We start from the raw sequence: 24,338 nt of genomic DNA, 5'->3' as shown, positions 1-24,338 counted from the left end.
TGAGATAACATTTAGCAAGAGGGACTACAGATGACGTTGGACGATCTGTTCACTCTGCGCGGAGCCCCCAACGCCGCACTGGCGGGCAAGGGCCTCAAGTCGATGAAAATCTCCATTGCCGCACCCGAAAAGATCAGGGAATGGTCTTTCGGTGAGGTCAAGAAGCCGGAGACGATCAACTACCGTACGTTCAAGCCTGAACGCGACGGTCTGTTCTGCGCCAAGATTTTCGGTCCGGTCAAGGACTACGAATGCAACTGCGGTAAGTACAAGCGCATGAAGCACCGCGGCATTGTCTGCGAAAAGTGCGGCGTTGAAGTTATCGCATCCAAGGTTCGCCGCGAGCGCATGGGCCACATCGAGCTGGCCGCTCCCGTGGCGCATATCTGGTTCCTGAAGACTCTGCCCTCCAAGATCGGCACCCTGTTGGACATCACCATGGCCGACCTGGAAAAGGTGCTGTATTTCGACTCCTTCATCGTTCTGGAGCCGGGCGAAACCCCGCTGAAGAAGCACCAGATCATCTCCGAAGATCAGTACTTCCAGGTGATCGAGCACTTTGGCGAGGATGCGCTTGAAGTGGGCATGGGCGCGGAAACCGTGCGCAAGCTCCTGGAAGCCATCGAGCTGGAATCCCTGCGCCACGAGTTGCGCGAGGAAGCCCAGAGCACCCGCTCCCAGACCAAGAAGAAGAAAATCACCAAGCGGCTGAAAGTCGTGGAGGCCTTCCTCGAATCCGGCAACAAGCCGGAATGGATGATCATGGAAGTTATTCCGGTCATTCCGCCCGAGCTGCGCCCCCTGGTTCCCCTGGATGGCGGCCGTTTCGCCACCTCGGACCTCAACGACCTGTACCGCCGCGTGATCAACAGGAACAACCGCCTCAAGCGCCTGCTTGAGCTGGGTGCTCCCGAGATCATCATCCGCAACGAAAAGCGCATGCTGCAGGAGGCTGTCGACGCCCTGTTCGACAACGGCCGCCGCGGCCGCGCCATCACCGGCACCAACGGCCGTCCGCTCAAGTCCCTGTCCGACATGATCAAGGGCAAGCAGGGCCGCTTCCGTCAGAACCTGCTCGGCAAGCGCGTGGACTACTCCGGCCGTTCGGTCATCGTTGTGGGCCCGAAACTCAAGCTGCACCAGTGCGGTCTTCCCAAGAAGATGGCCCTGGAGCTGTTCAAGCCTTTTATCTATGCGGAACTGGAGCGTCGCGAGATCGCTACCACCATCAAGTCCGCCAAGAAGATGGTCGAGCGCGAAGACCTGGTGGTCTGGGAAATCCTCGAGGACGTGATCCGCGAGTACCCGATCATGCTCAACCGCGCTCCGACCCTGCACCGGCTCGGCATCCAGTCCTTCGAGCCCCAGCTCGTTGAAGGCAAGGCCATCCAGCTGCACCCGCTCGTCTGTTCCGCATACAACGCGGACTTCGACGGTGACCAGATGGCCGTGCACGTGCCCCTGTCCGTGGAGGCGCAGATTGAATGCCGCGTGCTGATGATGAGCTCCAACAACATTCTGAGCCCGTCCAACGGCACGCCGATCATCAACCCCTCCCAGGACATCGTTCTGGGCCTGTACTACCTCACCTGCGCCCGTTCCTTCCAGAAGGGCGAGGGCATGATCTTCTCGGATCCGGGCGAGGTCATCGCCGCCTACGACGGCGGGGCAGTGGGGCTGCACGCACGCGTCAAGGTGCGCATGGACGGCCAGCTGGTGGAAACCACCACCGGCCGCATCATTGCCGGCGAGATCCTCCCGGCGGACCTGCCGTTCGAAATGGTCAACCTGGTGCTGAGCAAGAAGAACATTGCCGCGCTGGTTTCCGGCGCATACCGCCTGGCCGGCACCAAGGCCACGGTCATTCTCTGCGACCGTCTCAAGGACCTGGGCTACGAGTTCGCAACCCGCGCCGGCGTGACCATCGCAGTGAAGGACCTCTGCATTCCCGAGGCCAAGAAGACCCTGCTCAAGGCCGCCCACGACGAAGTGGAGAAGATCGAGAGCCAGTTCGCGGACTCCATCATCACCCGTACTGAAAAGTACAATAAGGTCGTCGATGTCTGGACCAAGACCACCAACGACATCTCCAACGCCATGATGAAGGACATCTCCGTGGACATCCTCGAAGATCCCGTCACCGGCAAGACCGAACCCAACTCGAGCTTCAACTCCATCTACATGATGGCCACCTCCGGCGCTCGAGGCAACCAGGACCAGATGCGCCAGCTCGCGGGCATGCGTGGTCTGATGGCCAAGCCCTCGGGCGAAATCATCGAGACCCCGATCACCGCGTCCTTCCGCGAAGGCCTGTCTGTGCTCCAGTACTTCACCTCCACCCACGGCGCTCGTAAGGGTCTCGCGGATACCGCGCTCAAGACCGCGAACTCCGGTTACCTGACCCGTCGTCTGGTGGACGTTGTCCAGGATGTCACTGTCACGGACATCGACTGCGGCACTGTGGACGGCCTGGAGATCGGCCACCTGGTGAAGGGCGGGGAAATCAAGATGCGCCTTGCCGAACGCGTGCTTGGCCGCGTGACCCTGTTCGACATCTATGACGAAGAAAACGGTGAGCTCCTGGTTCCGGCCAACGAACTCATCGACGAAAAATACGCAAAGCTCATCGAGGAGCGCGACGTCAACTCCATGACCATGCGTTCCGTGCTGACCTGCAAGAGCCCGCACGGCATCTGCGCCAAGTGCTACGGCCGCGACCTGGCCCGCGGGCACCTGGTCAACGTGGGTGAAACCATCGGCATCATCGCGGCACAGTCCATCGGTGAGCCCGGCACCCAGCTGACCATGCGTACCTTCCACATCGGTGGTACCGCATCCAAGGAAATCGAGCAGTCCAACATCGAATCCCAGCACCAGGGTAAAGTGATCTTCTCCCGTATGCGCACCGTCGTGAACCGGGACGGCCAGACCTTGGTCATCGGGAAGAGCTGCCAGGTCGGCATCGTGGACGAGCAGGGACGTGAACGTGAAAAATACGTTCTGCCCTCGGGCGCGCGTCTCCTGGTCACCGAGGGAGCGGACATCAAGAAGGGCACCCTGCTCGCAGAGTGGGAGCCGTTCATGGAACCGTTCATCGTCGACGTCAAGGGCCGCGTGAAGTTCCACGACATCATCGAAGGCAAGACCGTGCAGGAGGACCGCACCCAGCGCTCCATGCTCACGGTCATGGAATACAGGACCACCAACTACAAGCCCGCCATCTCCATCGTGGACGCGGACGGCAACGTGCTGACCCGTCCGGATTCAGCCGCGCCGGCCACCTTCCAGATGCCGGTGGGCGCGATCCTCATGGTCAAGGACGGTGCGGAAATCGAGGCCGGTGACGTCATCGCCCGTAAGCCGCGTGAATCCTCCAAGACCAAGGACATCGTTGGTGGTCTGCCGCGCGTCGCCGAACTCTTCGAAGTGCGCAAGCCCAAGGATCTGGGCGTGTGCTCCGAAATCGACGGTATCTGCACCTACGGGCCGGACACCAAGGGCAAGCGCAAGATTATCGTCACCCCGGAAGTGGGCGAAGCCAAGGAATACCTCATTCCCAAGGGGCGCCACATCACCGTGACCGAGGGCGACTTTGTCGAGGCGGGCGACCTGCTCACCGAAGGCAACCCCGAGTTGCACGACATCCTGAAGATCAAGGGCGAAAAGCACCTTGCACGTTACCTGGTGGAAGAAATTCAGGACGTGTACCGCTTCCAGGGCGTCGGCATCAACGACAAGCATATCGAGATCATCGTTCGCCAGATGCTGAAGAAGGTTTCCATCCTTGATCCGGGTGAGACATCCTTCCTCATGGGCGAGCAGGTGGACAAGCAGCGTTTCATGGACGAGAATGCCAGGGTTCGCAAGGAAGGCAGCAAGCCCGCCACTGCGGAACCCCTGGTTCTCGGCATCACCCAGGCATCCCTGTCCACGGACTCCTTCATCTCCGCGGCTTCCTTCCAGGAAACCACCAAGGTGCTCACCGAGGCTGCCCTCAAGGGCAAGTCCGATGACCTGCGCGGCCTGAAGGAAAACGTCATCGTGGGGCGCCTGATCCCGGCCGGGACCGGCTTCCGCAGATACGAGGAAGCCTCCATCGAAGTGCCCGAGCAGGCGGAACGTCCGGACAAGTTCCTCGAGGAATTGGAAGATGATCCGCTGCTGGTGGACGCCAGATAATTATATATGTAATAGGCGTCTTCTAACTGATTGAAAAAGCTGGGGAGGTGTTCCTCCCCAGCTTTTTTTGCGAATCGCTCTTGCAAAGAATAATGCCGGGGTTTTCGAAAAGCCTTGACATTGGCGATTCTTTGCGCATACAAGCGGTTCTCTTTGCCGTATGGTTTTATTGTTTAAGGTTTATTGTTTGTAACTCGTTTTGGAGGATTTATGCCTACCATTAACCAGCTTGTGCGGAAACAACGCAAGTTGCAAGTCAAGCGTTCCAAGACCCGTGCACTCCAGCAGTGCCCTCAGCGCCGCGGCGTGTGCACCAGGGTTTACACCACGACCCCCAAGAAGCCGAACTCCGCGCTTCGTAAGGTCGCCCGTGTTCGCCTGACCAACGGTATCGAAGTCACCGCATACATCGGTGGCGAAGGTCACAACCTGCAGGAGCACTCCGTGGTTCTGATCCGTGGCGGTCGTGTAAAAGACCTTCCCGGTGTCCGTTACCACATCGTTCGCGGCTCTCTCGACACCTCCGGTGTTGACGATCGTCGTCGCGGCCGCTCCAAGTACGGCGCCAAAAAGCCGAAATAGGTTGTTGTCAGTTTTTTATTAACGCCGTGGATGACGCCAAAGTAGGGCTGAGGCAGCCCGAAATAATGTCCCCTCGGAACAAATCAGGAGTGTAAAATGCCTCGTAAAGGTCCCGTCGCAAAGCGACAGATCCTTCCGGATCCGGTTTACGGCAGCAAGCTCATCACTCGTTTCATGAATCGTCTGATGTTGGACGGCAAGAAGAGTACTGCCGAAAGAATTTTCTACGCCGCTCTCAATGAATTGGCCGACAAGACCAATGAAGAGCCCTTGCGGGCTTTTGAGAAGGCTCTGGACAACGTCAAGCCCGCCGTGGAAGTCAAATCCCGCCGCGTGGGTGGCGCCACCTATCAGGTGCCCATGGAAGTTCGTCCCGACCGTCAGATGGCCCTGGCCATCCGCTGGCTCATCGGCTACGCCCGCGGGCGTGGCGAGAAGGGCATGGTAGCACGCCTTTCCGGTGAGCTTCTGGATGCATTCAACAACCGTGGTGGAGCCGTTAAGAAACGGGAAGACACCCACAAGATGGCAGAAGCGAACAAGGCTTTTGCTCACTACCGTTGGTAGTGCTTGGAGAGATAAGCCGTGCCCAGATTGGTATCGAGAGATAAACAGCGCAATATTGGTATCATGGCCCACATTGATGCGGGCAAGACTACCACTACCGAGCGTATTCTGTTCTACACAGGCGTGTCCCACAAGATCGGTGAGGTGCATGACGGCGAAGCCACCATGGACTGGATGGTTCAGGAACAGGAACGCGGCATCACCATTACGTCTGCCGCGACCACTTGCTCCTGGCGTGAACACCGCATCAACATCATTGACACTCCCGGCCACGTGGACTTCACCATGGAAGTCGAACGCGCACTTCGCGTTCTTGACGGCGCCGTGGCTGTGTTCGACTCCGTTGCCGGCGTCGAGCCCCAGTCCGAAACCGTCTGGCGCCAGGCCGACCGTTACAAGGTCCCCCGCATCGCGTTCGTCAACAAGATGGACCGCGTGGGCGCCGACTTCTTCCGCTGCGTGGATATGATCAAGACCAGGCTCGGCTCCAAGGCCGTTCCCCTGCAGATCCCCATCGGAGCCGAAGACGAGTTCTCCGGCGTGGTCGACCTGATCACGGGCAAGGCTTTTGTCTATGTTGAAGGGAACAAGTACGGTGAAGAGTACGAAGTTGCGGAGATTCCCGCAGACCTCATGGATCAGTACGAACTGCTCCGCGGCGAGATGATCGAAGCCATCGCCGAAGAGGACGAGGAACTCCTGGAAAAATACCTCGGCGGCGAAGAGCTTTCCGAGGAAGAACTGCGTAACGGCGTCCGCAAGGCTACCAACAGCCTGACCATTTGCCCGGTCCTGTGCGGCACCGCCTTCCGCAACAAGGGTGTCCAGCCCCTGCTGGATGCCGTTGTCGATTACCTGCCTTCTCCGCTGGACATCGAAGTCATGAAGGGTATCAACCCGGATAACGGCGAGGAAGTGGAATGCCCCTGCGACGACGACAAGCCGCTCGCAGCCCTGGCGTTCAAGCTGGCCACCGACCCGTTTGTTGGCCACCTGACCTTCCTGCGTCTCTATTCCGGTGTCCTCCGCAGTGGCGACACCGTCATGAACGGCGCAACCGGCAAGAAGGAACGTATCGGCCGTCTCCTGAAGATGCACGCCAACAAGCGTGAGGAGATCAAGGAAGCCTATGCAGGCGATATCGTCGCCGCCGTGGGTCTGAAACACGCATCCACCGGTGACACCCTGGCTGACCTGAAGAACGCTGTGGTTCTGGAGTCCCTGGACATCCCCGAACCGGTCATCGAAGTCGCCATCGAGCCCAAGACCAAGGCCGACCGCGACCTGCTGACCAATTCCCTGGCCAAGCTGGCCAAGGAAGACCCCAGCTTCCGCGTCAAGTCCGACGACGAGACCGGCCAGACCCTTATCGCTGGTATGGGTGAGTTGCACCTTGAAATCATCGTTGACCGCCTGCTGCGCGAATTCAACGTCAACGCGAATGTGGGCGCTCCTCGCGTCGCCTACCGCGAAACCATCAGCAAAGCTGTCAAGGTTGACGTGAAGCATGCAAAGCAGTCCGGTGGTCGTGGTCAGTACGGTCACGTTGTTCTCGAAGTCGAACCGAACCCGGAAAAGGGCTACGAGTTCGCAGACGAGATCAAGGGTGGTGTCATTCCCAAGGAATACATCCCGGCCGTCGACAAGGGTATTCAGGATGCCCTGAAAGCAGGCGTTGCAGCCGGTTACCCGGTTGTGGACGTCAAAGTGAAGCTGGTGTTCGGTTCGTACCACGACGTGGACTCCAGCGAACAGGCCTTCTACATCGCCGGTTCCCTGGCGATCAAGGACGCCTGCAGGAAGGCAGAGCCCAAGCTGCTCGAACCCATCATGTCCGTGGAAGTGGTTACCCCGGAAGATTATCTCGGCGACGTCATCGGCGACCTCAACGGCCGTCGTGGCCGCGTGGGCGAGATGGAAGCGCGCGTTGGCGTGCAGGCCATCAAGTGCTTCGTGCCGCTGTCCGAGATGTTCGGTTACGCCACCGACCTCAGGTCCCGCACCCAGGGTCGCGCCACGTTCTCGATGCAGTTCGACCACTACGAGCGACTGCCGAACTCTTTGGCTGATGAATTGATGAAGAAAGATTAGTGTGATCGCTGAGTCTTCAGGCGAAAGACCGGGGCTGGCAAACAGGCGGAAACGCTTGCCGATGAAGCCCCGGCAGCCTTGACTTCCAGCGTCATCGTGGAAACAGGATCAAAAATAGGAGAATCCGATATGGCTTCCATGACGAGCGATCGTATCAGGATAAAGCTCAAAGCCTACGATTACCGCATTCTGGACAAGGCGGTGACCGAGATCGTGGATACCGCCCGGAACACCGGTGCGGCCATTGCCGGTCCCATCCCCCTTCCGACCCGTATTCACAAGACTACGGTTCAGAAGTCCGTGCACGTGGACAAGAAGTCCCGCGAACAGTTCGAGATGCGCATTCACAAGCGCCTGCTGGATATCCTTGAACCGACCCAGCAGACCGTTGATGCCCTCGGTAAATTGTCCCTGCCTGCCGGCGTGGACGTCGAAATCAAGCTGTAGTGGGGGTAATCATGGCCAAGAAACTTGGAATACTCGGCAAGAAACTGGGCATGACTCGTGTGTTCAGGGAAGACGGCACCGTCTGCCCCGTCACCGTCATTCAGGCAGGTCCGTGCCCCATCATGCAGGTCAAGACCGACGACAAGGAAGGCTACACCGCCATCCAGGTCGGTTACGATGCCATTGAGGAACGCAAGGTCACCAAGCCGATGAAAGGCCACCAGGCCAAGGCTGACAAGGGCCTGTTCCGCCACCTCAAGGAATTCCGTCTCGAAGACGCAGCCGAATACGAGGTGGGCCAGGAAATCACTGTTGATATCTTCGCTCCCGGCGAAAAGGTCAAGGTGACCGGCAAGAGCAAGGGTAAAGGTTTCCAGGGCGTTATGAAGCGCTGGAACTTCGCTGGACAGCGCGCCTCTCACGGTGCGGAAAAGGTCCACCGCGTCCCCGGTTCCGTCGGTAACGCAACCTTCCCCGGCCGCATCTGGAAGAACAAGAAGATGCCCGGACAGATGGGTAATGCGCGTGTCACCGTTTCCAACATCGAGATCATCGAAGTGCGTCCCGAGGAGAATATCCTCGTGGTGAAGGGCCAGGTGCCCGGACCGAAGGACGGCCTCGTCATGATCCGTAAAACGGCCTAGTTGCTGAGCCAGAGGTATCAAAAATGGCGAAATTGAGCATCGTTGATCAAAATAAGAAAGAAGTGGGCAACATCGAGCTTGCTCCCGAGGTTTTCGAGGTCGAAGTCCGTCCCGAAATCCTGCAGCTCGTTGTCAGGGCTCAGCTCGCAGCCAAACGCGCCGGCACGCACGCTACCAAGAACCGTGCACTGATCACCGGCGGCGGCCGCAAGCCCTGGAGGCAGAAAGGCACCGGTCGCGCCCGTGCGGGTTCCTCGCGTTCCCCGCTGTGGCGTGGTGGTGCAACCACTTTCGGTCCCCAGCCCCGCAGCTATGAATTCAAAGTGAACAAAAAGGTTCGCAAGCTGGCTATGAAGATGGCCCTGTCCTCCCGCCTGTCCGAAGACAAGCTCATGGTGGTCAAGTCCATCGATCTGCCGGAAGTGAAAACCAAGGCCATGGCCAAGGTCAAGCAGGACCTGGGTCTTGGAAAAGCCTTGATTGTCGTGAAAGAAGCTGATAAGAATCTCGCTCTTTCTGCCCGGAATATTCCGGGCATCAAGGTTGTCGAAGCTGATAAGCTTAATGTTTACGACGTGCTGCTTCACCCCGAGCTGGTCATGCTCGAGGGTGCTGCCGTTGACGTTCAGGAGAGGTTGAAATAGCCATGGATTATTCCAAGATATTGCTCAAGCCCGTGATCTCCGAGAAGGCGACCGAAGCCAAGGAGCAGGCCAATCACATCTCCTTTTACGTCCACCCCGAAGCCAACAAGGCCGAGGTGAAGAAGGCCGTTGAGGCAGCCTTCGACGTCAAAGTCGAGTCTGTGAACATCATTCGCAAAAAAGCCATGCCGCGCGTTCGCTTCGGCCGCGTGGTCGGTCGTCAGTCCGGCTACAAGAAGGCCATGGTGAAGCTTGCTGCTGGTGAAAAAATCGAATTCTTCGAGGGAGTATAACAAATGGCAACCCGTAAGCTGAAGCCGACTTCTCCGGGCCGCCGGTTCCAGACCATCTCTGATTTCGCAGAGATCACCAGGACCACTCCCGAGAAGTCTTTGACTAAGGGCCTGACCACCAAGGCAGGCAGGAACAACAACGGTCGCGTTACCTCCCGTCGCCGTGGCGGCGGTGTGAAGCGCCTGTACCGTATGATCGACTTCAAGCGTAACAAGCTTGGCGTGCCCGCTAAGGTTGCCGAGATCGAATACGATCCGAACCGCAGCGCCCGCATTGCCCTGCTGCATTACGCAGACGGCGAAAAGCGCTACATCCTCTGCCCGGTCGGCCTGAATCAGGGCGACCAGATCCTGGCAGGCGAGGGCGCCGACATCAAGCCGGGCAACGCCCTGACGCTGGCACAGATCCCCACCGGTACCGTGGTTCACAACATTGAACTGCATCCGGGCCGTGGCGGTCAGTTTTGCCGCGCAGCCGGCACTTACGCCCAGCTTATCGCCAAGGAAGGCAAGTATGCGCTCCTGCGCATGCCCTCCGGTGAAGTTCGCAAGGTGTTGGTTACCTGCATGGCCACTGTCGGCCAGGTCGGTAACATCCACCATGAAAACATCTCCCTGGGCAAGGCCGGTCGCAATCGCTACCTCGGCCGTCGTCCGAAAGTCCGTGGCGTGGCCATGAACCCCATCGATCACCCGCTCGGTGGTGGTGAAGGTCGTAGCTCCGGTGGTCGTCACCCGGTTTCCCCGTGGGGCGTCCCCGCAAAGGGCTACAGGACTCGCAGCAAGAAGAAGGCGTCTTCCAAGCTGATCGTGAAACGCCGCGGACAGAAATAGGAGTTGAATTATGCCTAGGTCTCTTAAAAAGGGCCCCTTTGTTGACGGCCATCTGATCAAGAAGGTCGCAACTGCCCAAGAAAATAATGATCGTCGCGTCATCAAGACCTGGTCCCGCAGGTCCACCATCCTGCCGGAAATGGTAGGTATGACCTTTGCGGTTCACAATGGACGCAAGTTCATCCCCGTGTTCGTTACCGAAAACATGGTCGGACACAAGCTGGGTGAATTCTCCCCGACCAGGACTTACTTCGGTCACGCCGCTGACAAGAAGAAGGGTAAATAGGTGATACCAAATGGAAGCTAAAGCAGTAGCAAAATTCATTCGAGTGTCTCCGCGCAAGACCCGTATCGTTGCTGAGAACATCAAGGGCAAGCCCGTTGAGGACGCCCTGAACATCCTGCGCTTCACGGCCAAGAAGCCCGCGCAGATCCTCAGCAAGGTTCTGTACTCCGCCATCGCGAATGCGGAACAGAAGCCCGGCGTGGACGTGGACGCACTGATCGTGGATAAGGTCATTGTCAATGAAGGCCCCACCTGGAAACGCATCCAGCCTCGGGCCATGGGTCGCGCCTACCGCATCCGGAAGCGCACCAGCCATATAACCATCGTGGTTAAGGAAGCTTAGGGGGACAGCCATGGGTCAAAAAGTACATCCTTACGGTTTTCGTCTGGGGTATAACAAGAATTGGCTGTCTCGCTGGTTCAGCAAGAAAGACTACCCGGCTTTCGTCTACCAGGACGACAAGCTGCGCAAGTACGTCAAGAAAAAGCTGTACCAGGCTGGCGTAGCCCGCATTGAAATTGAACGCGCAGGCGGCAAGATCCGTCTGATCGTCCACACCGCCCGTCCGGGTATCGTTATCGGTCGCAAGGGTGTGGAGATCGAAAAACTGCGCGAAGAGTTGAAGAGGAAATTCCAAACTGAATTCACCATTGAAGTGAACGAAATCCGTCGACCTGAGGTCGAAGCCCAGCTCGTAGCTGAGAGCATCGCCCAGCAGCTCGAACGTCGAATTGCTTTCCGCCGTGCCATGAAGCGTACGGTGGGCCTTGCCAGGAAATTCGGCGCAGAGGGTATCAAGGTCGCTTGCGCAGGCCGGCTTGCCGGTGCTGAAATCGCACGCGGCGAATGGTACCGAGACGGTCGTGTGCCCCTGCACACCCTTCGTGCTGACATTGACTACGGCTATGCCGAAGCCTCCACGACTTACGGCGTGATCGGTGTCAAGGTCTGGATCTTCAAGGGTGAGATTCTGGACAAAGAGGTTGAACAGTAATGCTTGCTCCAAGAAAGGTTAAATTCCGTAAGCGGCAGAAAGGCCGCCTCAGAGGCAAGGCCCAAAGGGGTAACAGCGTGTCCTTCGGCGAAATTGGTCTGAAGGCACTGGAGCACGGAAAAATCACCAGCCAGCAGATTGAATCGGCGCGTGTTGCAATCATGCGTCACATCAAACGTGGTGGTAAGGTGTGGATCCGTATCTTCCCTGATTTCCCCGTCACCAAGAAACCCGCTGAAGTCCGTATGGGTAAGGGTAAAGGCGCTCCCGAAGGTTGGGTGGCGCCGGTGAAACCGGGCCGGGTGATGTATGAAGTTAAAGGCGTGGACATCGAGCTTGCACGCGAAGCCCTGAAAAGGGCCTCCTACAAGCTCCCGATCCGTTGCGCCATTGTTGTCAAGGAGGGTCTTGAATAATGGACATCAAGGAACTTCGTGAATTGGACAACGCCCAGCTGAACGAAAAGCTGGCGGAATTCCGCCAGGAGCTTTTCTCCCTGCGTTTCAAGCACGCAACCGCTCAGCTGGAAAACACCGGCAAACTGGGTGACGTCAAGAAGACCATTGCGCGTATTCTGACCATCCAGCGTGAAAGACAGGGAGCATAAGTGATGGCTGAGTTCAAGTACACAGGCAACCGTCGTGTGCTGACCGGAGTCGTGATTTCCGACAAGGCCGACAAGACCATTGTCGTTCGCGTCGAAACCCTGGTCAAGCATCCGTTGCTGAAGAAATACATTCGTCGTCGCAAGAAATTCATGGCCCATGATCCGGCCAACGAATGCGGTGTCGGTGACAAGGTACAGATTGTTGAATCCAAGCCCCTGAGCCGCCGCAAGAGATGGCACCTGGTTCAGATCATTGACAAAGCCGTTTAGGTTGAGAGGGAATAACCATGATACAGGTTGAATCCAAACTCGACGTTGCGGACAACTCCGGGGCCAAGAAAGTATCTTGCATCAAGGTTCTTGGTGGCTCCAAGAGGCGCTACGCAAGCGTCGGCGACATCATCGTCGTTTCGGTAAAAGAGGCAATGCCCCATTCCAAGGTGAAGAAGGGCGCTGTCATGAAGGCAGTCGTTGTACGTACCAGGAAGGAAATCGGCCGTCCGGACGGTTCCTACATCAAGTTCGACAACAACTCTGCCGTGCTGCTGAACAACAACATGGAACCCGTCGGTACCCGCATCTTCGGCCCCGTGGCCAGAGAACTGCGCGCTGCCGGTTTCATGAAGATCGTATCCCTCGCTCCCGAGGTTCTGTAAGGAATTGAGCAATGAAGACTAAAATTCGTAAAGACGACAAGGTCATGGTCATTGCCGGGAAGGACAAGGGAAAGATCGGCAAAGTCCTGAAGATTCTTAAGAAGAAGGACTGCGTACTGGTCGAAAAGGTCAATGTGGTCAAGCGCCACACCAAGGCCAACCCGTATGCCAACCAGCCCGGCGGCATTGTCGAGAAGGAAGCCCCGATCCATGTTTCCAACGTCCAGGTGGTTTGCGATGCTTGCACCAAGCCGACCCGGATCGGGTACAAGAAGACAGAAGACGGTAAGAAGGTCCGTTTCTGCAAAAAATGCAACGAGATCTTCAAATAGGTAAACCGCTATGACTCGTCTCGAGAAAGTATATAAGGAAAAAGTGGCCCCGGCCCTCCAGAAGGAGTTCGGGTACAAGAGTTCCATGCAGCTGCCCAAGGTCGAGAAGATCTCTCTGAACGTGGGCCTCGGCGAAGCCAGCCAGAACAGCAAGCTCATCGAGGGCACTGTTGAAGAGCTGAGCAGGATCGCCGGTCAGCGTGCTGTTGTGACTCGCGCCAAGAAGTCCATCGCCGCGTTCAAGCTGCGCGACGGCATGCCGGTCGGCTGCCGCGTGACGCTGCGTCGCGACATGATGTGGGACTTTCTGGACAAACTGGTAACATTCGCCCTTCCGCGCGTCCGCGACTTCCGCGGCGTTCCGGACAGGGGTTTTGACGGACGTGGCAACTTCACCCTCGGTATCACCGAGCACACCATCTTCCCCGAGATCGAAATCGACAGGGTGGAGAAGGTCGTGGGTATGAACATCACCATTGTCACTTCCGCAGAATCGGACAAAGAAGGCAAGATGCTTCTCGACCTTCTTGGAATGCCCTTTAAGAAGTAGGAGAACAGAGATGGCTAGAACTGCACTGAAAGTTAAAGCTCGTCGCAAGCCCAAGTTCAAGGTTCGTGCCTACAATCGCTGCCCCATCTGCGGGCGGCCCAGGGCTTTCCTGAGGCGTTACGGCATCTGCCGTATTTGTTTCCGGAATAAAGCTCTGGCAGGCGAACTGCCCGGCGTGCGCAAATCGAGCTGGTAATATTTAAGGAGAATACAATGGCTGTTGTTGATCCCATTGCCGATATGCTTGCCCGCATCCGGAACGCCCTCCAGGCGTTCCACACGGATGTCAAGGTGCCGACCTCCAAGATGAAGGTCGCCATCGCGGACATCCTGAAGGCGGAAGGCTACATCGAAGATTACAAAGTCGAAGGCGAGGAAATCGCAATTGCCCTGAAGTATGCCGCTGGCAAGCCGGTTATCTCCGGCTTGAAGAAGGTGTCTAAGCCTGGCCGCCGCATGTATGTCGGCGTCCATGACATCCCCCGGGTGCAGAACGGTATCGGTATCTGCATCCTTTCCACCTCCAACGGTGTGCTCGAGGGCACCGTTGCCCATGACAAGCGCGTGGGCGGCGAAATCCTCTGCGAAATTTGGTAACCGAGGTTTAAAATGTCTAGAATAGGTAAACAACCGATTGAAATCCCTTCGGGCGTCGAAGTCAAAGTCGGCGCTGAGGAAGTTCAGGTGAAAGGCCCCAAGGGCTCCCTGGCCACTCCCGTTCACCCGAAGGTCGAATATGAAATCGTGGACAACCAGGTCATGGTCAAGCGCGCAGACGAATCCCGTCTGGCCCGCGCCCAGCATGGCCTGCGCCGTACCCTGCTGGCCAACTGCGTCGAGGGTGTCACCAAGGGCTTTGAACGGGGCCTGGAAGTGATTGGCGTCGGTTACAAAGTCTCTGTACAGGGCAAAAAGATTGTTCTGAACGTGGGCTACTCCCATCCCGTGGAGTACGACCTGCCCAAGGAACTGGAAGCCCGCGCCGAAGGCAGCAAGCTGTTCATCTCCGGCATCGACAAGCAGTTGGTCGGTGAGGTGGCAGCCCAGATCCGCCGCGTGCGTCCGCCCGAGCCTTACAAGGGCAAGGGCATCAAGTACATTGACGAAACCATCAAGCGCAAAGCCGGTAAGGCCGGTAAGGCGTAGGGGTAGGGTAACGATATGGCTATGACCAAAGAACAGGCAAGACGCCGCAGGAAGATCCGTATCCGGAAGAGAATTTCCGGTACCGCCGAGCGTCCCAGGCTGGTCGTTTTCCGCTCCAACAAGCACCTCTACGCCCAGCTGGTCGACGATAATAACGGCAAAACCCTGGCCACTGCTTCCACGCAGCTCATGGCCAAGGATGGTGAGGCCCTCAAGCCCAACCGCGAATCCGCCGCAAAGGTCGGCAAGGAAATCGCGGCCAAGGCCCTTGAGCAGAAGATCGAATCCGTGGTTTTCGACCGCAACGGGTACATCTATCACGGTAAAATCAAGGCTCTTGCCGACGGCGCTCGCGAGGGCGGCCTCAAATTCTAGAGGGTTAGTATCATGATGGAACAAAACGAATCTGGACTGATCGAGAAAATCGTCTACCTCAACCGCGTTGCAAAGGTTGTCAAGGGCGGTCGTCGCTTCAGCTTCAGCTGCCTCGTCGTCGTCGGCGACGGCAACGGCAAGGTCGGCTACGGCCTGGGCAAGGCTAACGAAGTCCCCGAAGCAATTCGCAAGGCTTCCGAAAGTGCCAAGAAGGACATGATCGACATCCCCCTGCTGGACGGCACCCTGCCTTACGAGGTTCTCGGCCGTTTCGGTGCGGGCCGCGTCATGCTCAAGCCCGCTTCCCAGGGTACCGGTATCATCGCCGGCGGCCTGGTGCGTGCGGTCATGGAAGCCGTGGGCGTCAGGGACATCCTGACCAAGGCCATCGGCACCAACAACCCGCATAACGTGCTGCGCGCCACCATTGCCGGTCTCGCTTCCCTGCGGAGCGCCGATGAAGTGTCCGCCCTGCGCGGCAAGCCGGTTTCCACGCCGCGTAAGTAAGGAGTCCGGTATGTTGAAGGTAAAACTTATCAAGAGCAAGATCGCGTGCAAGCCCAACCAGGTGAAGACCCTGGAAGCTCTGGGCCTGCGCAAGATCCGCCAGGAAAAGTCCTTTGAGGACCGCCCGGAAATCCGCGGCATGATCAATAAAGTGAAACACCTGGTGGAGGTAACGGAATCATGAGGTTGCACGAACTGTATCCGTTCCCGGAAGAGTACAAGCAGCGCAAGCGCGTAGGCCGTGGCTCCGGTTCCGGCTGGGGCAAGACCTCCGGCAAGGGCCACAAGGGCCAGAACGCCCGCTCCGGCGGTGGTGTTCGCCCCGGCTTTGAAGGCGGCCAGATGCCTCTGGCACGCCGTCTGCCCAAGCGCGGCTTCAAGAACCGCTTCCGCGAGGAATATGCAGCGGTCAACATCGGCCGCTTGGTCGCCATGTTCGAAGGCAAGGACGAGATCACTCTCGCCGACATGATCGAACGCGGTATCGTCGCCAAGGGCGCAGCAGTCAAAGTGCTGGGCGTCGGCGAAGTGACCAAGGCCGTGACCGTTGAAGCACACCGCTTCAGCGCATCCGCTGCCGACAAGATTCAGAAGGCCGGCGGTACCGCCAAGGCCATTGAAGGCTAAGCTACAACTATATTGGAAGGGTTAACGTGGCATTGTCAGGAGTCGAAAATATCGCCCGGCTGCCAGAGCTGAAGAAAAAACTGCTCTGGACGTTCGCACTGCTCGCTGTTTACAGGCTTGGAATTCACATTCCTGTTCCCGGCGTCGATAGTGGCGCTCTTGCGGAATTCTTCGCAAGCGCCCAGAACACCCTGTTCGGGCTCTTTGACATGTTCTCGGGTGGTGGACTGAAAAATCTGTCCATCTTTGCACTGGGTATCATGCCCTACATCTCCGCATCCATCATCATCCAGCTGCTTACCGTTGTCAGCCCCGAGCTGAAGCGCCTGCAAAAGGAGGAGGGTGAAGCGGGACGTAAGAAGATCACTCAGTACACCCGCTATGGAACCGTGCTTATCTGCCTCATTCAGGGCTTCGCCATCGCGGCGGGCCTGGAAGGAATGAGCAGTCCCACCGGTGCGCCGGTGGTCTTGCACACGGGCCTGGGCTTCAAGCTCATGACCGTCATTACCCTGACCACGGGAACCTGCTTCCTCATGTGGCTTGGCGAACAAATGACCGAAAAGGGAATCGGCAACGGTATCTCCTTGATTATCTTTGGAGGTATCGTTGCCGGTCTTCCCACGGCCGTCATGAACACCACTCGTTTGATGACGGTCGGGGAAATGTCCCTGTTCATGCTGATCATCATCGGCATCGTCATGGTCGCCACCTTGGCATTCATCGTGTTCATGGAACGCGGCCAGCGCCGCATTCCCATTCACTATGCCAAGCGTCAGATGGGACGCAAGATGTTCGGCGGGCAGACCACTCATCTGCCCCTGCGGATCAACACCGCCGGTGTCATTCCGCCCATCTTCGCATCCTCCATCCTGATGTTCCCGGCCACCATGGCCCAGTTCTCCAGCGTGGAGTGGCTGCAGAACCTGAGCGGGTACATGAATCCCAGCTCGGTGATCTACAACATTCTTTTTGTTGGAATTATTATTTTCTTCTGCTACTTCTATACGGCGATCGTCTTTGACCCCAAAGGCATCTCCGAGAATATTCAGAAGCAGGGCGGTTTCATTCCCGGCATCCGCCCAGGCGCCAAGACCCGCGAATACATCGACCGCGTCCTGGCCCGCATTACCCTGTACGGCGCATTCTACGTTTCCGCTGTCTGCGTATTGCCCATGCTGCTGATCTCCAACTTCAACGTGCCGTTCTACTTCGGCGGCACCTCGTTGCTGATCGTGGTGGGTGTGGGCATGGACTTCATGGGACAGATCGAGTCGTACCTGATCTCCCGTCAGTACGAAGGACTGATGGGTAAAGCCGGAAAGATCAAGGGAAGGCGTTAGCCTTGAAAAAGTTCAGAGGAGTATTCCTCAAGAATGAAAAAGAGATTGGCCTCATGCGTGAGGCCAATCGAATTGTAGCAACAATTCTCGATGAACTGGGCGAACACGTCCGACCGGGCGTGCCCACCATGGAATTCGAGAAAATTTGCCGAGCCCGGTGCGACGAGTACGGGGTCCGGCCTGCATTTTTGGGGTACCAGGGCTTTCCCTACGCCTTGTGTTGCTCCGTGAATGATGAAATAGTACATGGCTTTCCCTCGGAGACGCGCTTCCTCGCCGAAGGGGATATTGTCAGTTTTGACATGGGAGTCGTGTACGAAGGATTCTTTGGTGACTCCGCAAGGACCTACGCCGTTGGCAAGGTCTCGCAAGAGGCCCAGAAACTCATGGATGTAACCCGTGAGGCGTTGTACCAGGGAATCGCTGAAGCCACACCCGGAAACAACCTGTACGATATTTCCGCGGCAATTCAGGAATACGTAGAGGGATTCGGCTTCGGCATTGTCCGGCGGTTCGTCGGACACGGCATTGGCGCCCGGCTTCATGAAAAGCCGGAGATACCGAACTTCGTTCCCAGGGGCATGCCCGGGGTGCCGCTCAAGGCGGGGATGGTTCTGGCCATCGAACCCATGGTCACCCTCGGGAGTCACGAAGTGGAAGTCCTGGAGGACAAGTGGACTGCGGTGACCAAGGACAGGAAACTGTCCGCTCATTTCGAGCACACCATTGCGGTCACGTCCAATGGACCGGTAATACTCAGTTTGTCCGAGTAGGGCGGGTAAACTTTAAAGACTTGCTCTTTTGACGAAACTGCTGTAAAAGATGCAGCTTCGATTTGACGGCCAGACCCAATGGCGGGTTCTGGCGATACGCTATTGATTGGGAGTTTGACATGAAAGTCAGGCCTTCTGTTAAGAAAATGTGTTCTAAGTGCAAAATTATTAGGCGCGGCGGCGTCCTGCGGGTGATCTGCGAGAACCCCAGGCACAAGCAGCGTCAAGGATAAAGGGGAAAAGCAGTGGCACGTATTGCTGGTGTAGATCTGCCGAGAAACAAGCGCATCGACATTGCGCTGACGTATATTTATGGTGTCGGCCCCACCTCGGCCCTGGAAATCCTGTCCAAAGTCAATGTGGATTGGCAGAAAAGCTCCGACGACCTCACCAACGAGGAAGTCAACGCCATCCGTAATGAATTGGAACAGAGCTACAAGGTTGAGGGTGACCTCCGCCGCGAAGTGATCACCAACATCAAGCGTTTGATGGACATCGGCTGCTACCGCGGCCTGCGCCATCGTCGTGGTCTTCCCTGCCATGGTCAGCGGACCCACACCAACGCACGTACCCGCAAGGGCCCGCGTCGTTCGGTTGTCGGCGGCAAGAAGAAAAAATAGCGCTTGAGTGTTCGATAATAATTGAGAAAGCCGGGGGCCTCGCAGTAGGCTGCCGCTTTACTCTTAACGGAAATATTTTAAAGGGAGTGTCCGGCAATGGCTAGACCCCGCCGTACTAAGAAGAAAGAGAAAAAGAACATTCCTGTTGGCGTCGCCCACATCCAGGCCACGTTCAACAATACCATTATCACTTTCACCGATCCGAAAGGGAACGTTGTGAGCTGGGCAAGTGCCGGTGCAGCCTTCAAGGGCTCCCGCAAGTCCACTCCGTTCGCAGCCCAGATCGCCGCTGAAAACGCTGCCCGTACCGCTCAGGACCACGGCATGCGCACTGTCGGCATCGTGGTGAAAGGCCCCGGTTCCGGCCGTGAAGCCGCCATGCGTGCCATCAGCGCCGCCGGTTTCAAGGTAACCTTCATTCGTGACGTGACCCCGATCCCGCACAACGGTTGCCGTCCGCCGAAACGCCGCAGGGTTTAAAGGAGATTTAAAGTGGCAAGATATACTAAAGCCAAGTGCAAACTGTGCCGCCGCGAGGGTCAGAAACTGTTCCTCAAGGGCGATCGCTGTTACACCGACAAGTGCGCCTACGAAAAGCGTCCTTACGCTCCTGGCCCGTCCGGTCGTATGCGCCGCAAGATGAGCGACTACGCCATCCAGCTTCGTGAAAAGCAGAAGGTCCGCCGCATGTACGGCGTGCTGGAAGGCCAGTTCCGCCTGTACTACCATCGTGCCGACGGCATGAAGGGCGTGACCGGTCACAACCTGCTGTTCCTGCTCGAGCGCCGCCTCGACAACGTGATCTACCGTCTTGGTTTCGCGAACTCCCGCGACCAGGCTCGCCAGCTGGTGCGCCACGGTATCTTCGTCATGAACGGCCGCCGCGTGAACATTCCGTCCATGCAGGTCAAGCCCGGCGATGTCATCGAGGTTCGTGAGGAAAGCAGGAAGATTCCCGTGATCACCGAAGCCCAGGAAGTCATTGCTCGCCGCGGTTGCCCCGAGTGGCTCGAATCCGACGGTGCCAACTTCAAGGGCATGGTCAAGGCCCTGCCCCGTCGGGAAGACATTCAGTTCCCGATCAACGAGCAGCTCATCGTCGAATTGTATTCAAAATAGTATAGGTGCACTGCATGCTTATTCAGAACGGCGACAAGCTTATCAACACACGCAACTGGTCCGAACTCGTCAAGCCCGAGAAACTCGTTCGCGACGCAAAGTCCTCCGGGACGTATGCGAAGTTCGTGTGCGAGCCTCTGGAGCGCGGGTATGGAACGACCATCGGCAACGCCATGCGTCGTATCCTGCTCTCCTCCCTGCAGGGCTGTGCCATCGTGGCCGCCCGCATCGAAGGGGTTCAGCACGAGTTCACGACCATGGAAGGTGTGCTGGAAGACATGACCGAGGTTGTCCTCAATCTCAAATCCATCCGGCTGGCCATGACCACTGACGCGCCCCAGAAAATCGTTCTCGAGGCCGACAAGAAGGGTCCGGTCACCGCCGCGATGATCAAGGAAAACCAGAACGTCACGGTTCTGAATCCCGAGCAGCACATCGCAACCCTGACCGAGGACCGGCCCCTGAAGATGGAGCTGGAAGTCCGCATGGGCAAGGGCTACCTGCCCGCCGACATGCACGAGGGCCTCGCCGACGAGATCGGCCTGATCCCCCTGGACGCCAGCTTCGCACCCATCGTCAAGGTCGCCTACAACATCGAGCAGGCTCGTGTTGGCCAGATGACCAACTACGACAAGCTCCTCCTCGAAGTCTGGACTGACGGTTCCGTCACTCCGGAGGACGCGTGTGCATACAGCGCCAAGATCCTCAAGGACCAGCTCTCCGTCTTCATCAACTTTGATGAAATGACCTCCGAGACCCACGAGAGCGAAGAAGACAACATCGATCTCAACCCGAACCTGTTCAAGAGCATCGATGAGCTCGAACTTTCCGTTCGCGCAACCAACTGCCTCAAGGCCGCCAACATTCAGCTGGTTGGCGAGCTGGTGCAGCGCACCGAGGCTCAGATGCTCAAGACCAAGAACTTCGGCCGCAAGTCCCTGGACGAAATCCGCCGTGTTCTGGATGGAATGCAGCTCAAGTTCGGTATGTCCCTTGAGGACTTTGATAAAAAATATCAGGAATGGCTGAAGAGGAAAGAGAAAAATGAGGCATAGGAAGTCTGGAAGAAAGCTCAACCGGAGTGCGTCTCACCGTAAGGCCATGTTCAGGAATATGGCCAAGGCACTGCTGACCTACGAATCCATCCGTACCACTGAAGCCAAGGCTAAAGAACTGCGGAAGATCGTTGACCGCCTGATCACCATGGCCCTCAAGAACGACCTGCACGCCCGTCGTCAGGCTTACAAGATTCTTGGCAGCCACCAGATGGTCCAGCGTCTGTTCGATGAAATCGGTCCCCGCTTTGAAGGCGGAACCGGCGGATACACCCGCATCATCAAGCTGTCCAGCCCCCGCAAGGGCGACGCAGCTCCCATGGTGATCATCGAGCTGACCAAGCTTGCCGGTGAAGCCAAGGCTGAAGAGCCCAAGGCCGAGGAAGCAAAGCCCGCCAAGAAGGCAGCCCCCAAGAAGGAAGCCAAGGCTGAGGAAAAGGCTGAAAAGCCCGCCAAGAAAGCCGCTCCCAAGAAGGCAGCCGCCAAAAAGGATGAAGGCGAGGAAAAGCCCGCCGAGGAATCCGCTGAAAAGTCTGAAGAATAATCTGAAGACAAATTCGGTTTCTTATGGAAGGCAGGCCTTGCGCCTGCCTTCTTTTTGTGTTTTGGTATCGAAAATTTCTATCAATAGGATCGACTGAAATGGATATCAGAAAGCTCGAAGCGTTTTGTAAGGTCTATGAATTGCGCAGTTTCTCCAAGGCAGGCAAGGAACTGTTTCTTTCCCAGCCCACCATCAGCTCGCATATTTCCTTTCTGGAAGACGAACTGGACGTTCTGCTCTTCGATCGTCTGGGGCGGCGCATCGTTCCGACCCAGGCCGCTGAGATCCTCTACACCAGTGCCAGCAGGGTCTTCGAGAACCTGGAGCGGGTGCAGACCGAAATCCTGCTGCTGCGGGACAAGGTCATCGGCGATCTGAACGTGGGCGGCAGCACCATCCCCGCCAACCACATGATGCCCCGGCTTATGGCCGCCTTTTGCCAGATGCACCCGGACGTTCGCTTTTCCCTGACTGTGGGCGACTCTGCCCAGGTGCTGAACAAGGTCTACAACGGCGACCTGATCATGGGGCTGGTGGGTCGCAAGCCCGACCTGCCGGGTCTTGCTTCCTCCCTGATTCTCCAGGACGACATGGTGGTGGTTGCCCCCGTGCAGTTCAACAACCATCTCAACGGGTTCAAGGGGCCGTGGAAAATCGCGGACCTCGAGCAGCTGCCCTGGGTCATGCGCGAAAAGGGCTCCGGCACCCGCAAGGCCTTCGAGGAGGCCGTGCAGGGCAAGCTTTCGCTGCAGGAGCTCAATGTCCGCGCCTGGGTGGACAGCACCAGCGCGGCCCTGGAATGTGTCCTGGCCGGGGTGGGGGTCTCCACCACCTCCAGGTTCGTTGCCCAGCCCTATATCGACCGGGGCCAGCTGGTCGTCCTGGACGTCCAGGACCTGGTCTGGAAGCGGGAATTCTACCTGACCTATCATTCCGAGCGGGATCTCTTCCCTGCAGTGCGCGCCTTCCTGAATTTCTGCGAACGCCGCGCGGGCGACATTTTCCTGAACGGAACCGGATCGTGACGGATTCGCCTTGCCATAATTCGTGAAAACCCGGTATCCTGCGAGCGATAACCGGAGGATTTTCATGAAGACCAAAATCATTGCCACTCTCGGACCGGCCTCCAGCGGACTGGAGACCATGCGCGGCCTGGCCAAGGCGGGTGTGCGCATTTTCCGCCTCAATTTTTCCCACGGTTCAGCGGATTCCTTCACCGAAGTCATGGACAACGTCCGCAGCCTGGAAAAGGAACTGGGACTCACGCTCACGGCCATGGCCGACCTGAGCGGCCCGAAGATCCGCATCGGCGACCTGTACAAGTCTCCGGCCCATATCATCCGGGGCGACCGGCTGGTGCTCGGCCCCGAGGCCGACCGCATGGAGCACGAGGGCGGGCGGCTCTACCTGCCGTTCGAGGATACGGCCATCCTGAAGGATCTCGCCAAGGGCGACACCGTGCTCCTGAGCGACGGCATGGTGGAACTGACCGTCACCAGCGTGCTCAAGCCCTGCGCCGTGGAGCTCAAGGCCCACAACAACGGGCTGATCACCTCCCACAAGGGCATCGCCTTTCCCGGCAAGTTTTTCTCCATCCCGGCCCTGACCGAAAAGGACCGCGTGGACCTGGAGGGAGCGCTCAAGCTGGGCGTGGACGCGGCCGCCATGTCCTTTGTGCAGACCAAGCAGGATATCGTGGACTTGCGGCGGGCCATGGAGGAGTGCGGCCGGGTGGTGCCCATTATCGCCAAGATGGAGCAGAAGGCCGCCTACGACAACCTGGAAACCATCCTGGACGTGGCGGACGGGCTCATGGTGGCCCGGGGCGACCTGGGCGTGCAATGCCCGCTGCCGGACCTGCCCATCATGCAGAAGCAGATCATCGATGCCTGCCGCCGCAGGGACAAGCCCGTGATCGTGGCCACCCAGATGCTCATTTCCATGGTGGACAACCCCGCGCCCACGCGGCCCGAGACCACGGATGTGGCCAATGCCATCCTGGACGGGGCCGACGTTGTCATGCTTTCCGAGGAGACCGCCATTGGCAAGCATCCGGTGGAGGCCGTGGCCTACATGGCGCGTATTGCGGACAAGGCCGAAGGGTACGGGCTGCAGCGAAGCGGGGGACCGCTTTCGCCGGGCGGCAAGCCCGATCCCGAGCGGACCCTGGCCTATTGCGCCTGCCTGCTGGCCGAGCAGACCCGGTCAGCCGCGCTTATCTGCCACACCCGTTCCGGCACCACGGCCCAGCGCGTGAGCGGGCGGCGGCCGGTTGCGCCCATCCATGCCCTGACTCCACGCGCCATGTCGCGGCATCTGCTCAATTTCAGCTGGGGCGTGATCCCGCACCATGTGGACCGCGACCAGCCCAGCCATCTGGCCCGGTGCCAGCATTTCGTGGAGCAATGGTCCGGCATCCAGCCCGGCCAGAGCGTGGTTATTACCGCAGGGCAGAAAACGCCCGGCAGGGAGGATCTGCATACCAATGAGGTCAAGGTCTATTACAAAGGATAGGAAAGGCT

General features: G+C 58.0%; 36 protein-coding genes. 35 read left to right on the top strand and 1 reads right to left on the bottom strand.

Going from position 1 to position 24,338, the window contains the following annotated elements; genetic code table 11:
* The first annotated feature begins 30 nt into the window (after window positions 1–30).
* The 27 genes from rpoC to map all read left to right on the top strand — a co-directional run bounded on the left by rpoC (window position 31) and on the right by map (window position 18,478).
* On the top strand, window positions 31–4,179 hold the full coding sequence (gene rpoC / locus FGL65_RS14930) for a DNA-directed RNA polymerase subunit beta' (RefSeq protein WP_147822068.1): 4,149 nt from the start codon (window positions 31–33) through the stop codon (window positions 4,177–4,179).
* A 210-nt stretch (window positions 4,180–4,389) separates the two neighbouring features.
* The gene (gene rpsL / locus FGL65_RS14925; protein WP_147822067.1) at window positions 4,390–4,761 is read left to right on the top strand and encodes a 30S ribosomal protein S12; all 372 of its coding nucleotides are present in this window, start codon (window positions 4,390–4,392) and stop codon (window positions 4,759–4,761) included.
* A gap of 96 nt (window positions 4,762–4,857) precedes the next feature.
* Window positions 4,858–5,328 (top strand): 30S ribosomal protein S7, encoded by a 471-nt coding sequence (gene rpsG, locus FGL65_RS14920; RefSeq protein ID WP_147822066.1) that lies wholly within the window; start codon window positions 4,858–4,860, stop codon window positions 5,326–5,328.
* Window positions 5,329–5,346: 18 nt separating this feature from the next.
* Window positions 5,347–7,419, top strand: coding sequence for an elongation factor G (gene fusA, locus FGL65_RS14915; RefSeq protein ID WP_147822065.1), 2,073 nt, complete (start codon window positions 5,347–5,349; stop codon window positions 7,417–7,419).
* A gap of 129 nt (window positions 7,420–7,548) precedes the next feature.
* Window positions 7,549–7,866: a 30S ribosomal protein S10 gene (rpsJ, locus tag FGL65_RS14910; RefSeq protein WP_147822064.1), complete on the top strand. Its 318-nt coding sequence runs from the start codon at window positions 7,549–7,551 to the stop codon at window positions 7,864–7,866.
* An 11-nt stretch (window positions 7,867–7,877) separates the two neighbouring features.
* The gene (gene rplC, locus FGL65_RS14905) at window positions 7,878–8,510 is read left to right on the top strand and encodes a 50S ribosomal protein L3 (RefSeq protein WP_147822063.1); all 633 of its coding nucleotides are present in this window, start codon (window positions 7,878–7,880) and stop codon (window positions 8,508–8,510) included.
* 23 nt (window positions 8,511–8,533) lie between these two features.
* Window positions 8,534–9,154 carry a 50S ribosomal protein L4 gene (gene rplD, locus FGL65_RS14900; RefSeq protein WP_147822062.1) on the top strand — a complete coding sequence of 207 codons (621 nt, stop codon included), beginning with the start codon at window positions 8,534–8,536 and terminating at the stop codon, window positions 9,152–9,154.
* 2 nt (window positions 9,155–9,156) lie between these two features.
* Window positions 9,157–9,447, top strand: a complete 291-nt coding sequence (gene rplW / locus FGL65_RS14895; protein ID WP_147822061.1) for a 50S ribosomal protein L23 — start codon at window positions 9,157–9,159, stop codon at window positions 9,445–9,447.
* A 3-nt stretch (window positions 9,448–9,450) separates the two neighbouring features.
* A complete protein-coding gene (rplB, locus tag FGL65_RS14890; protein ID WP_147822060.1) occupies window positions 9,451–10,281 on the top strand; it encodes a 50S ribosomal protein L2 in 831 nt (276 codons plus the stop codon).
* A gap of 10 nt (window positions 10,282–10,291) precedes the next feature.
* On the top strand, window positions 10,292–10,567 hold the full coding sequence (rpsS, locus tag FGL65_RS14885; protein ID WP_147822059.1) for a 30S ribosomal protein S19: 276 nt from the start codon (window positions 10,292–10,294) through the stop codon (window positions 10,565–10,567).
* Window positions 10,568–10,577: 10 nt separating this feature from the next.
* Complete coding sequence (gene rplV / locus FGL65_RS14880; RefSeq protein ID WP_147822058.1) at window positions 10,578–10,910, top strand: 50S ribosomal protein L22; 333 nt, start codon at window positions 10,578–10,580, stop codon at window positions 10,908–10,910.
* Window positions 10,911–10,920: 10 nt separating this feature from the next.
* Window positions 10,921–11,562 carry a 30S ribosomal protein S3 gene (gene rpsC, locus FGL65_RS14875; RefSeq protein WP_147822057.1) on the top strand — a complete coding sequence of 214 codons (642 nt, stop codon included), beginning with the start codon at window positions 10,921–10,923 and terminating at the stop codon, window positions 11,560–11,562.
* Window positions 11,562–11,978: a 50S ribosomal protein L16 gene (gene rplP, locus FGL65_RS14870; protein WP_147822056.1), complete on the top strand. Its 417-nt coding sequence runs from the start codon at window positions 11,562–11,564 to the stop codon at window positions 11,976–11,978. Before rpsC ends, rplP begins: the two co-directional genes overlap by 1 nt.
* Window positions 11,978–12,169 carry a 50S ribosomal protein L29 gene (rpmC, locus tag FGL65_RS14865; RefSeq protein ID WP_147822055.1) on the top strand — a complete coding sequence of 64 codons (192 nt, stop codon included), beginning with the start codon at window positions 11,978–11,980 and terminating at the stop codon, window positions 12,167–12,169. Before rplP ends, rpmC begins: the two co-directional genes overlap by 1 nt.
* Window positions 12,170–12,172: 3 nt before the next feature.
* Complete coding sequence (rpsQ, locus tag FGL65_RS14860) at window positions 12,173–12,439, top strand: 30S ribosomal protein S17 (RefSeq protein ID WP_147822054.1); 267 nt, start codon at window positions 12,173–12,175, stop codon at window positions 12,437–12,439.
* A gap of 17 nt (window positions 12,440–12,456) precedes the next feature.
* On the top strand, window positions 12,457–12,825 hold the full coding sequence (gene rplN, locus FGL65_RS14855) for a 50S ribosomal protein L14 (RefSeq protein ID WP_147822053.1): 369 nt from the start codon (window positions 12,457–12,459) through the stop codon (window positions 12,823–12,825).
* 11 nt (window positions 12,826–12,836) lie between these two features.
* Window positions 12,837–13,157, top strand: a complete 321-nt coding sequence (gene rplX / locus FGL65_RS14850; protein ID WP_147822052.1) for a 50S ribosomal protein L24 — start codon at window positions 12,837–12,839, stop codon at window positions 13,155–13,157.
* 10 nt (window positions 13,158–13,167) lie between these two features.
* On the top strand, window positions 13,168–13,707 hold the full coding sequence (gene rplE / locus FGL65_RS14845) for a 50S ribosomal protein L5 (RefSeq protein WP_147822051.1): 540 nt from the start codon (window positions 13,168–13,170) through the stop codon (window positions 13,705–13,707).
* 10 nt (window positions 13,708–13,717) lie between these two features.
* Window positions 13,718–13,903 (top strand): type Z 30S ribosomal protein S14, encoded by a 186-nt coding sequence (locus tag FGL65_RS14840; protein ID WP_147822050.1) that lies wholly within the window; start codon window positions 13,718–13,720, stop codon window positions 13,901–13,903.
* 17 nt (window positions 13,904–13,920) lie between these two features.
* Window positions 13,921–14,304 (top strand): 30S ribosomal protein S8, encoded by a 384-nt coding sequence (gene rpsH / locus FGL65_RS14835; RefSeq protein WP_147822049.1) that lies wholly within the window; start codon window positions 13,921–13,923, stop codon window positions 14,302–14,304.
* Window positions 14,305–14,316: 12 nt separating this feature from the next.
* The gene (rplF, locus tag FGL65_RS14830; RefSeq protein WP_147822048.1) at window positions 14,317–14,853 is read left to right on the top strand and encodes a 50S ribosomal protein L6; all 537 of its coding nucleotides are present in this window, start codon (window positions 14,317–14,319) and stop codon (window positions 14,851–14,853) included.
* Between the two features lie 15 nt (window positions 14,854–14,868).
* Window positions 14,869–15,228 (top strand): 50S ribosomal protein L18, encoded by a 360-nt coding sequence (gene rplR / locus FGL65_RS14825; protein ID WP_147822047.1) that lies wholly within the window; start codon window positions 14,869–14,871, stop codon window positions 15,226–15,228.
* Window positions 15,229–15,243: 15 nt separating this feature from the next.
* On the top strand, window positions 15,244–15,735 hold the full coding sequence (rpsE, locus tag FGL65_RS14820) for a 30S ribosomal protein S5 (protein ID WP_147822783.1): 492 nt from the start codon (window positions 15,244–15,246) through the stop codon (window positions 15,733–15,735).
* 10 nt (window positions 15,736–15,745) lie between these two features.
* Window positions 15,746–15,919: a 50S ribosomal protein L30 gene (rpmD, locus tag FGL65_RS14815; RefSeq protein ID WP_222705771.1), complete on the top strand. Its 174-nt coding sequence runs from the start codon at window positions 15,746–15,748 to the stop codon at window positions 15,917–15,919.
* Window positions 15,916–16,362, top strand: a complete 447-nt coding sequence (gene rplO / locus FGL65_RS14810; protein WP_147822045.1) for a 50S ribosomal protein L15 — start codon at window positions 15,916–15,918, stop codon at window positions 16,360–16,362. Before rpmD ends, rplO begins: the two co-directional genes overlap by 4 nt.
* Window positions 16,363–16,388: 26 nt before the next feature.
* Entirely contained in the window at window positions 16,389–17,705 is a 1,317-nt protein-coding gene (gene secY, locus FGL65_RS14805; protein WP_187170404.1) for a preprotein translocase subunit SecY, read from the top strand.
* Between the two features lie 2 nt (window positions 17,706–17,707).
* Window positions 17,708–18,478: a type I methionyl aminopeptidase gene (gene map, locus FGL65_RS14800; protein WP_147822044.1), complete on the top strand. Its 771-nt coding sequence runs from the start codon at window positions 17,708–17,710 to the stop codon at window positions 18,476–18,478.
* Between the two features lie 12 nt (window positions 18,479–18,490).
* Here map and FGL65_RS18775 read toward each other — a convergent pair whose 3' ends face one another.
* On the bottom strand, window positions 18,491–18,574 hold the full coding sequence (locus FGL65_RS18775) for a hypothetical protein (protein WP_147822781.1): 84 nt from the start codon (window positions 18,572–18,574) through the stop codon (window positions 18,491–18,493).
* A 23-nt stretch (window positions 18,575–18,597) separates the two neighbouring features.
* Between FGL65_RS18775 and rpmJ the strand changes: the two genes are divergently transcribed.
* From rpmJ to pyk, 8 genes are all read left to right on the top strand, one after another.
* A complete protein-coding gene (rpmJ, locus tag FGL65_RS14790; protein ID WP_147822043.1) occupies window positions 18,598–18,711 on the top strand; it encodes a 50S ribosomal protein L36 in 114 nt (37 codons plus the stop codon).
* 12 nt (window positions 18,712–18,723) lie between these two features.
* Window positions 18,724–19,098: a 30S ribosomal protein S13 gene (rpsM, locus tag FGL65_RS14785; RefSeq protein ID WP_147822042.1), complete on the top strand. Its 375-nt coding sequence runs from the start codon at window positions 18,724–18,726 to the stop codon at window positions 19,096–19,098.
* 96 nt (window positions 19,099–19,194) lie between these two features.
* The gene (gene rpsK, locus FGL65_RS14780; RefSeq protein ID WP_147822041.1) at window positions 19,195–19,578 is read left to right on the top strand and encodes a 30S ribosomal protein S11; all 384 of its coding nucleotides are present in this window, start codon (window positions 19,195–19,197) and stop codon (window positions 19,576–19,578) included.
* A 12-nt stretch (window positions 19,579–19,590) separates the two neighbouring features.
* Window positions 19,591–20,217: a 30S ribosomal protein S4 gene (rpsD, locus tag FGL65_RS14775; RefSeq protein WP_147822040.1), complete on the top strand. Its 627-nt coding sequence runs from the start codon at window positions 19,591–19,593 to the stop codon at window positions 20,215–20,217.
* A 14-nt stretch (window positions 20,218–20,231) separates the two neighbouring features.
* Entirely contained in the window at window positions 20,232–21,272 is a 1,041-nt protein-coding gene (locus FGL65_RS14770) for a DNA-directed RNA polymerase subunit alpha (RefSeq protein WP_147822039.1), read from the top strand.
* A complete protein-coding gene (rplQ, locus tag FGL65_RS14765; RefSeq protein ID WP_147822038.1) occupies window positions 21,262–21,816 on the top strand; it encodes a 50S ribosomal protein L17 in 555 nt (184 codons plus the stop codon). The genes FGL65_RS14770 and rplQ overlap by 11 nt, the downstream gene beginning before the upstream one ends.
* A gap of 98 nt (window positions 21,817–21,914) precedes the next feature.
* The gene (locus FGL65_RS14760; RefSeq protein WP_147822037.1) at window positions 21,915–22,841 is read left to right on the top strand and encodes a selenium metabolism-associated LysR family transcriptional regulator; all 927 of its coding nucleotides are present in this window, start codon (window positions 21,915–21,917) and stop codon (window positions 22,839–22,841) included.
* A gap of 64 nt (window positions 22,842–22,905) precedes the next feature.
* Complete coding sequence (gene pyk, locus FGL65_RS14755) at window positions 22,906–24,330, top strand: pyruvate kinase (RefSeq protein ID WP_147822036.1); 1,425 nt, start codon at window positions 22,906–22,908, stop codon at window positions 24,328–24,330.
* The last annotated feature ends 8 nt before the right edge of the window (window positions 24,331–24,338 follow it).

This window comes from Salidesulfovibrio onnuriiensis, assembly GCF_008001235.1.
GTDB lineage: Bacteria > Desulfobacterota > Desulfovibrionia > Desulfovibrionales > Desulfovibrionaceae > Pseudodesulfovibrio > Pseudodesulfovibrio onnuriiensis.
This window is presented reverse-complemented; position numbering and strand designations above follow the sequence as displayed.

Coding starts and splice junctions, on each gene's coding strand:
- rpoC (WP_147822068.1), top strand. CDS start 31: ATGACGTTGGACGATCTGTTCACTCTGCGCGGAGCCCCCAACGCCGCA.
- rpsL (WP_147822067.1), top strand. CDS start 4,390: ATGCCTACCATTAACCAGCTTGTGCGGAAACAACGCAAGTTGCAAGTC.
- rpsG (WP_147822066.1), top strand. CDS start 4,858: ATGCCTCGTAAAGGTCCCGTCGCAAAGCGACAGATCCTTCCGGATCCG.
- rpsJ (WP_147822064.1), top strand. CDS start 7,549: ATGGCTTCCATGACGAGCGATCGTATCAGGATAAAGCTCAAAGCCTAC.
- rplC (WP_147822063.1), top strand. CDS start 7,878: ATGGCCAAGAAACTTGGAATACTCGGCAAGAAACTGGGCATGACTCGT.
- rplD (WP_147822062.1), top strand. CDS start 8,534: ATGGCGAAATTGAGCATCGTTGATCAAAATAAGAAAGAAGTGGGCAAC.
- rplW (WP_147822061.1), top strand. CDS start 9,157: ATGGATTATTCCAAGATATTGCTCAAGCCCGTGATCTCCGAGAAGGCG.
- rplB (WP_147822060.1), top strand. CDS start 9,451: ATGGCAACCCGTAAGCTGAAGCCGACTTCTCCGGGCCGCCGGTTCCAG.
- rpsS (WP_147822059.1), top strand. CDS start 10,292: ATGCCTAGGTCTCTTAAAAAGGGCCCCTTTGTTGACGGCCATCTGATC.
- rplV (WP_147822058.1), top strand. CDS start 10,578: ATGGAAGCTAAAGCAGTAGCAAAATTCATTCGAGTGTCTCCGCGCAAG.
- rpsC (WP_147822057.1), top strand. CDS start 10,921: ATGGGTCAAAAAGTACATCCTTACGGTTTTCGTCTGGGGTATAACAAG.
- rplP (WP_147822056.1), top strand. CDS start 11,562: ATGCTTGCTCCAAGAAAGGTTAAATTCCGTAAGCGGCAGAAAGGCCGC.
- rpmC (WP_147822055.1), top strand. CDS start 11,978: ATGGACATCAAGGAACTTCGTGAATTGGACAACGCCCAGCTGAACGAA.
- rpsQ (WP_147822054.1), top strand. CDS start 12,173: ATGGCTGAGTTCAAGTACACAGGCAACCGTCGTGTGCTGACCGGAGTC.
- rplN (WP_147822053.1), top strand. CDS start 12,457: ATGATACAGGTTGAATCCAAACTCGACGTTGCGGACAACTCCGGGGCC.
- rplX (WP_147822052.1), top strand. CDS start 12,837: ATGAAGACTAAAATTCGTAAAGACGACAAGGTCATGGTCATTGCCGGG.
- rplE (WP_147822051.1), top strand. CDS start 13,168: ATGACTCGTCTCGAGAAAGTATATAAGGAAAAAGTGGCCCCGGCCCTC.
- FGL65_RS14840 (WP_147822050.1), top strand. CDS start 13,718: ATGGCTAGAACTGCACTGAAAGTTAAAGCTCGTCGCAAGCCCAAGTTC.
- rpsH (WP_147822049.1), top strand. CDS start 13,921: ATGGCTGTTGTTGATCCCATTGCCGATATGCTTGCCCGCATCCGGAAC.
- rplF (WP_147822048.1), top strand. CDS start 14,317: ATGTCTAGAATAGGTAAACAACCGATTGAAATCCCTTCGGGCGTCGAA.
- rplR (WP_147822047.1), top strand. CDS start 14,869: ATGGCTATGACCAAAGAACAGGCAAGACGCCGCAGGAAGATCCGTATC.
- rpsE (WP_147822783.1), top strand. CDS start 15,244: ATGGAACAAAACGAATCTGGACTGATCGAGAAAATCGTCTACCTCAAC.
- rpmD (WP_222705771.1), top strand. CDS start 15,746: ATGTTGAAGGTAAAACTTATCAAGAGCAAGATCGCGTGCAAGCCCAAC.
- rplO (WP_147822045.1), top strand. CDS start 15,916: ATGAGGTTGCACGAACTGTATCCGTTCCCGGAAGAGTACAAGCAGCGC.
- rpmJ (WP_147822043.1), top strand. CDS start 18,598: ATGAAAGTCAGGCCTTCTGTTAAGAAAATGTGTTCTAAGTGCAAAATT.
- rpsK (WP_147822041.1), top strand. CDS start 19,195: ATGGCTAGACCCCGCCGTACTAAGAAGAAAGAGAAAAAGAACATTCCT.
- FGL65_RS14770 (WP_147822039.1), top strand. CDS start 20,232: ATGCTTATTCAGAACGGCGACAAGCTTATCAACACACGCAACTGGTCC.
- rplQ (WP_147822038.1), top strand. CDS start 21,262: ATGAGGCATAGGAAGTCTGGAAGAAAGCTCAACCGGAGTGCGTCTCAC.
- FGL65_RS14760 (WP_147822037.1), top strand. CDS start 21,915: ATGGATATCAGAAAGCTCGAAGCGTTTTGTAAGGTCTATGAATTGCGC.
- pyk (WP_147822036.1), top strand. CDS start 22,906: ATGAAGACCAAAATCATTGCCACTCTCGGACCGGCCTCCAGCGGACTG.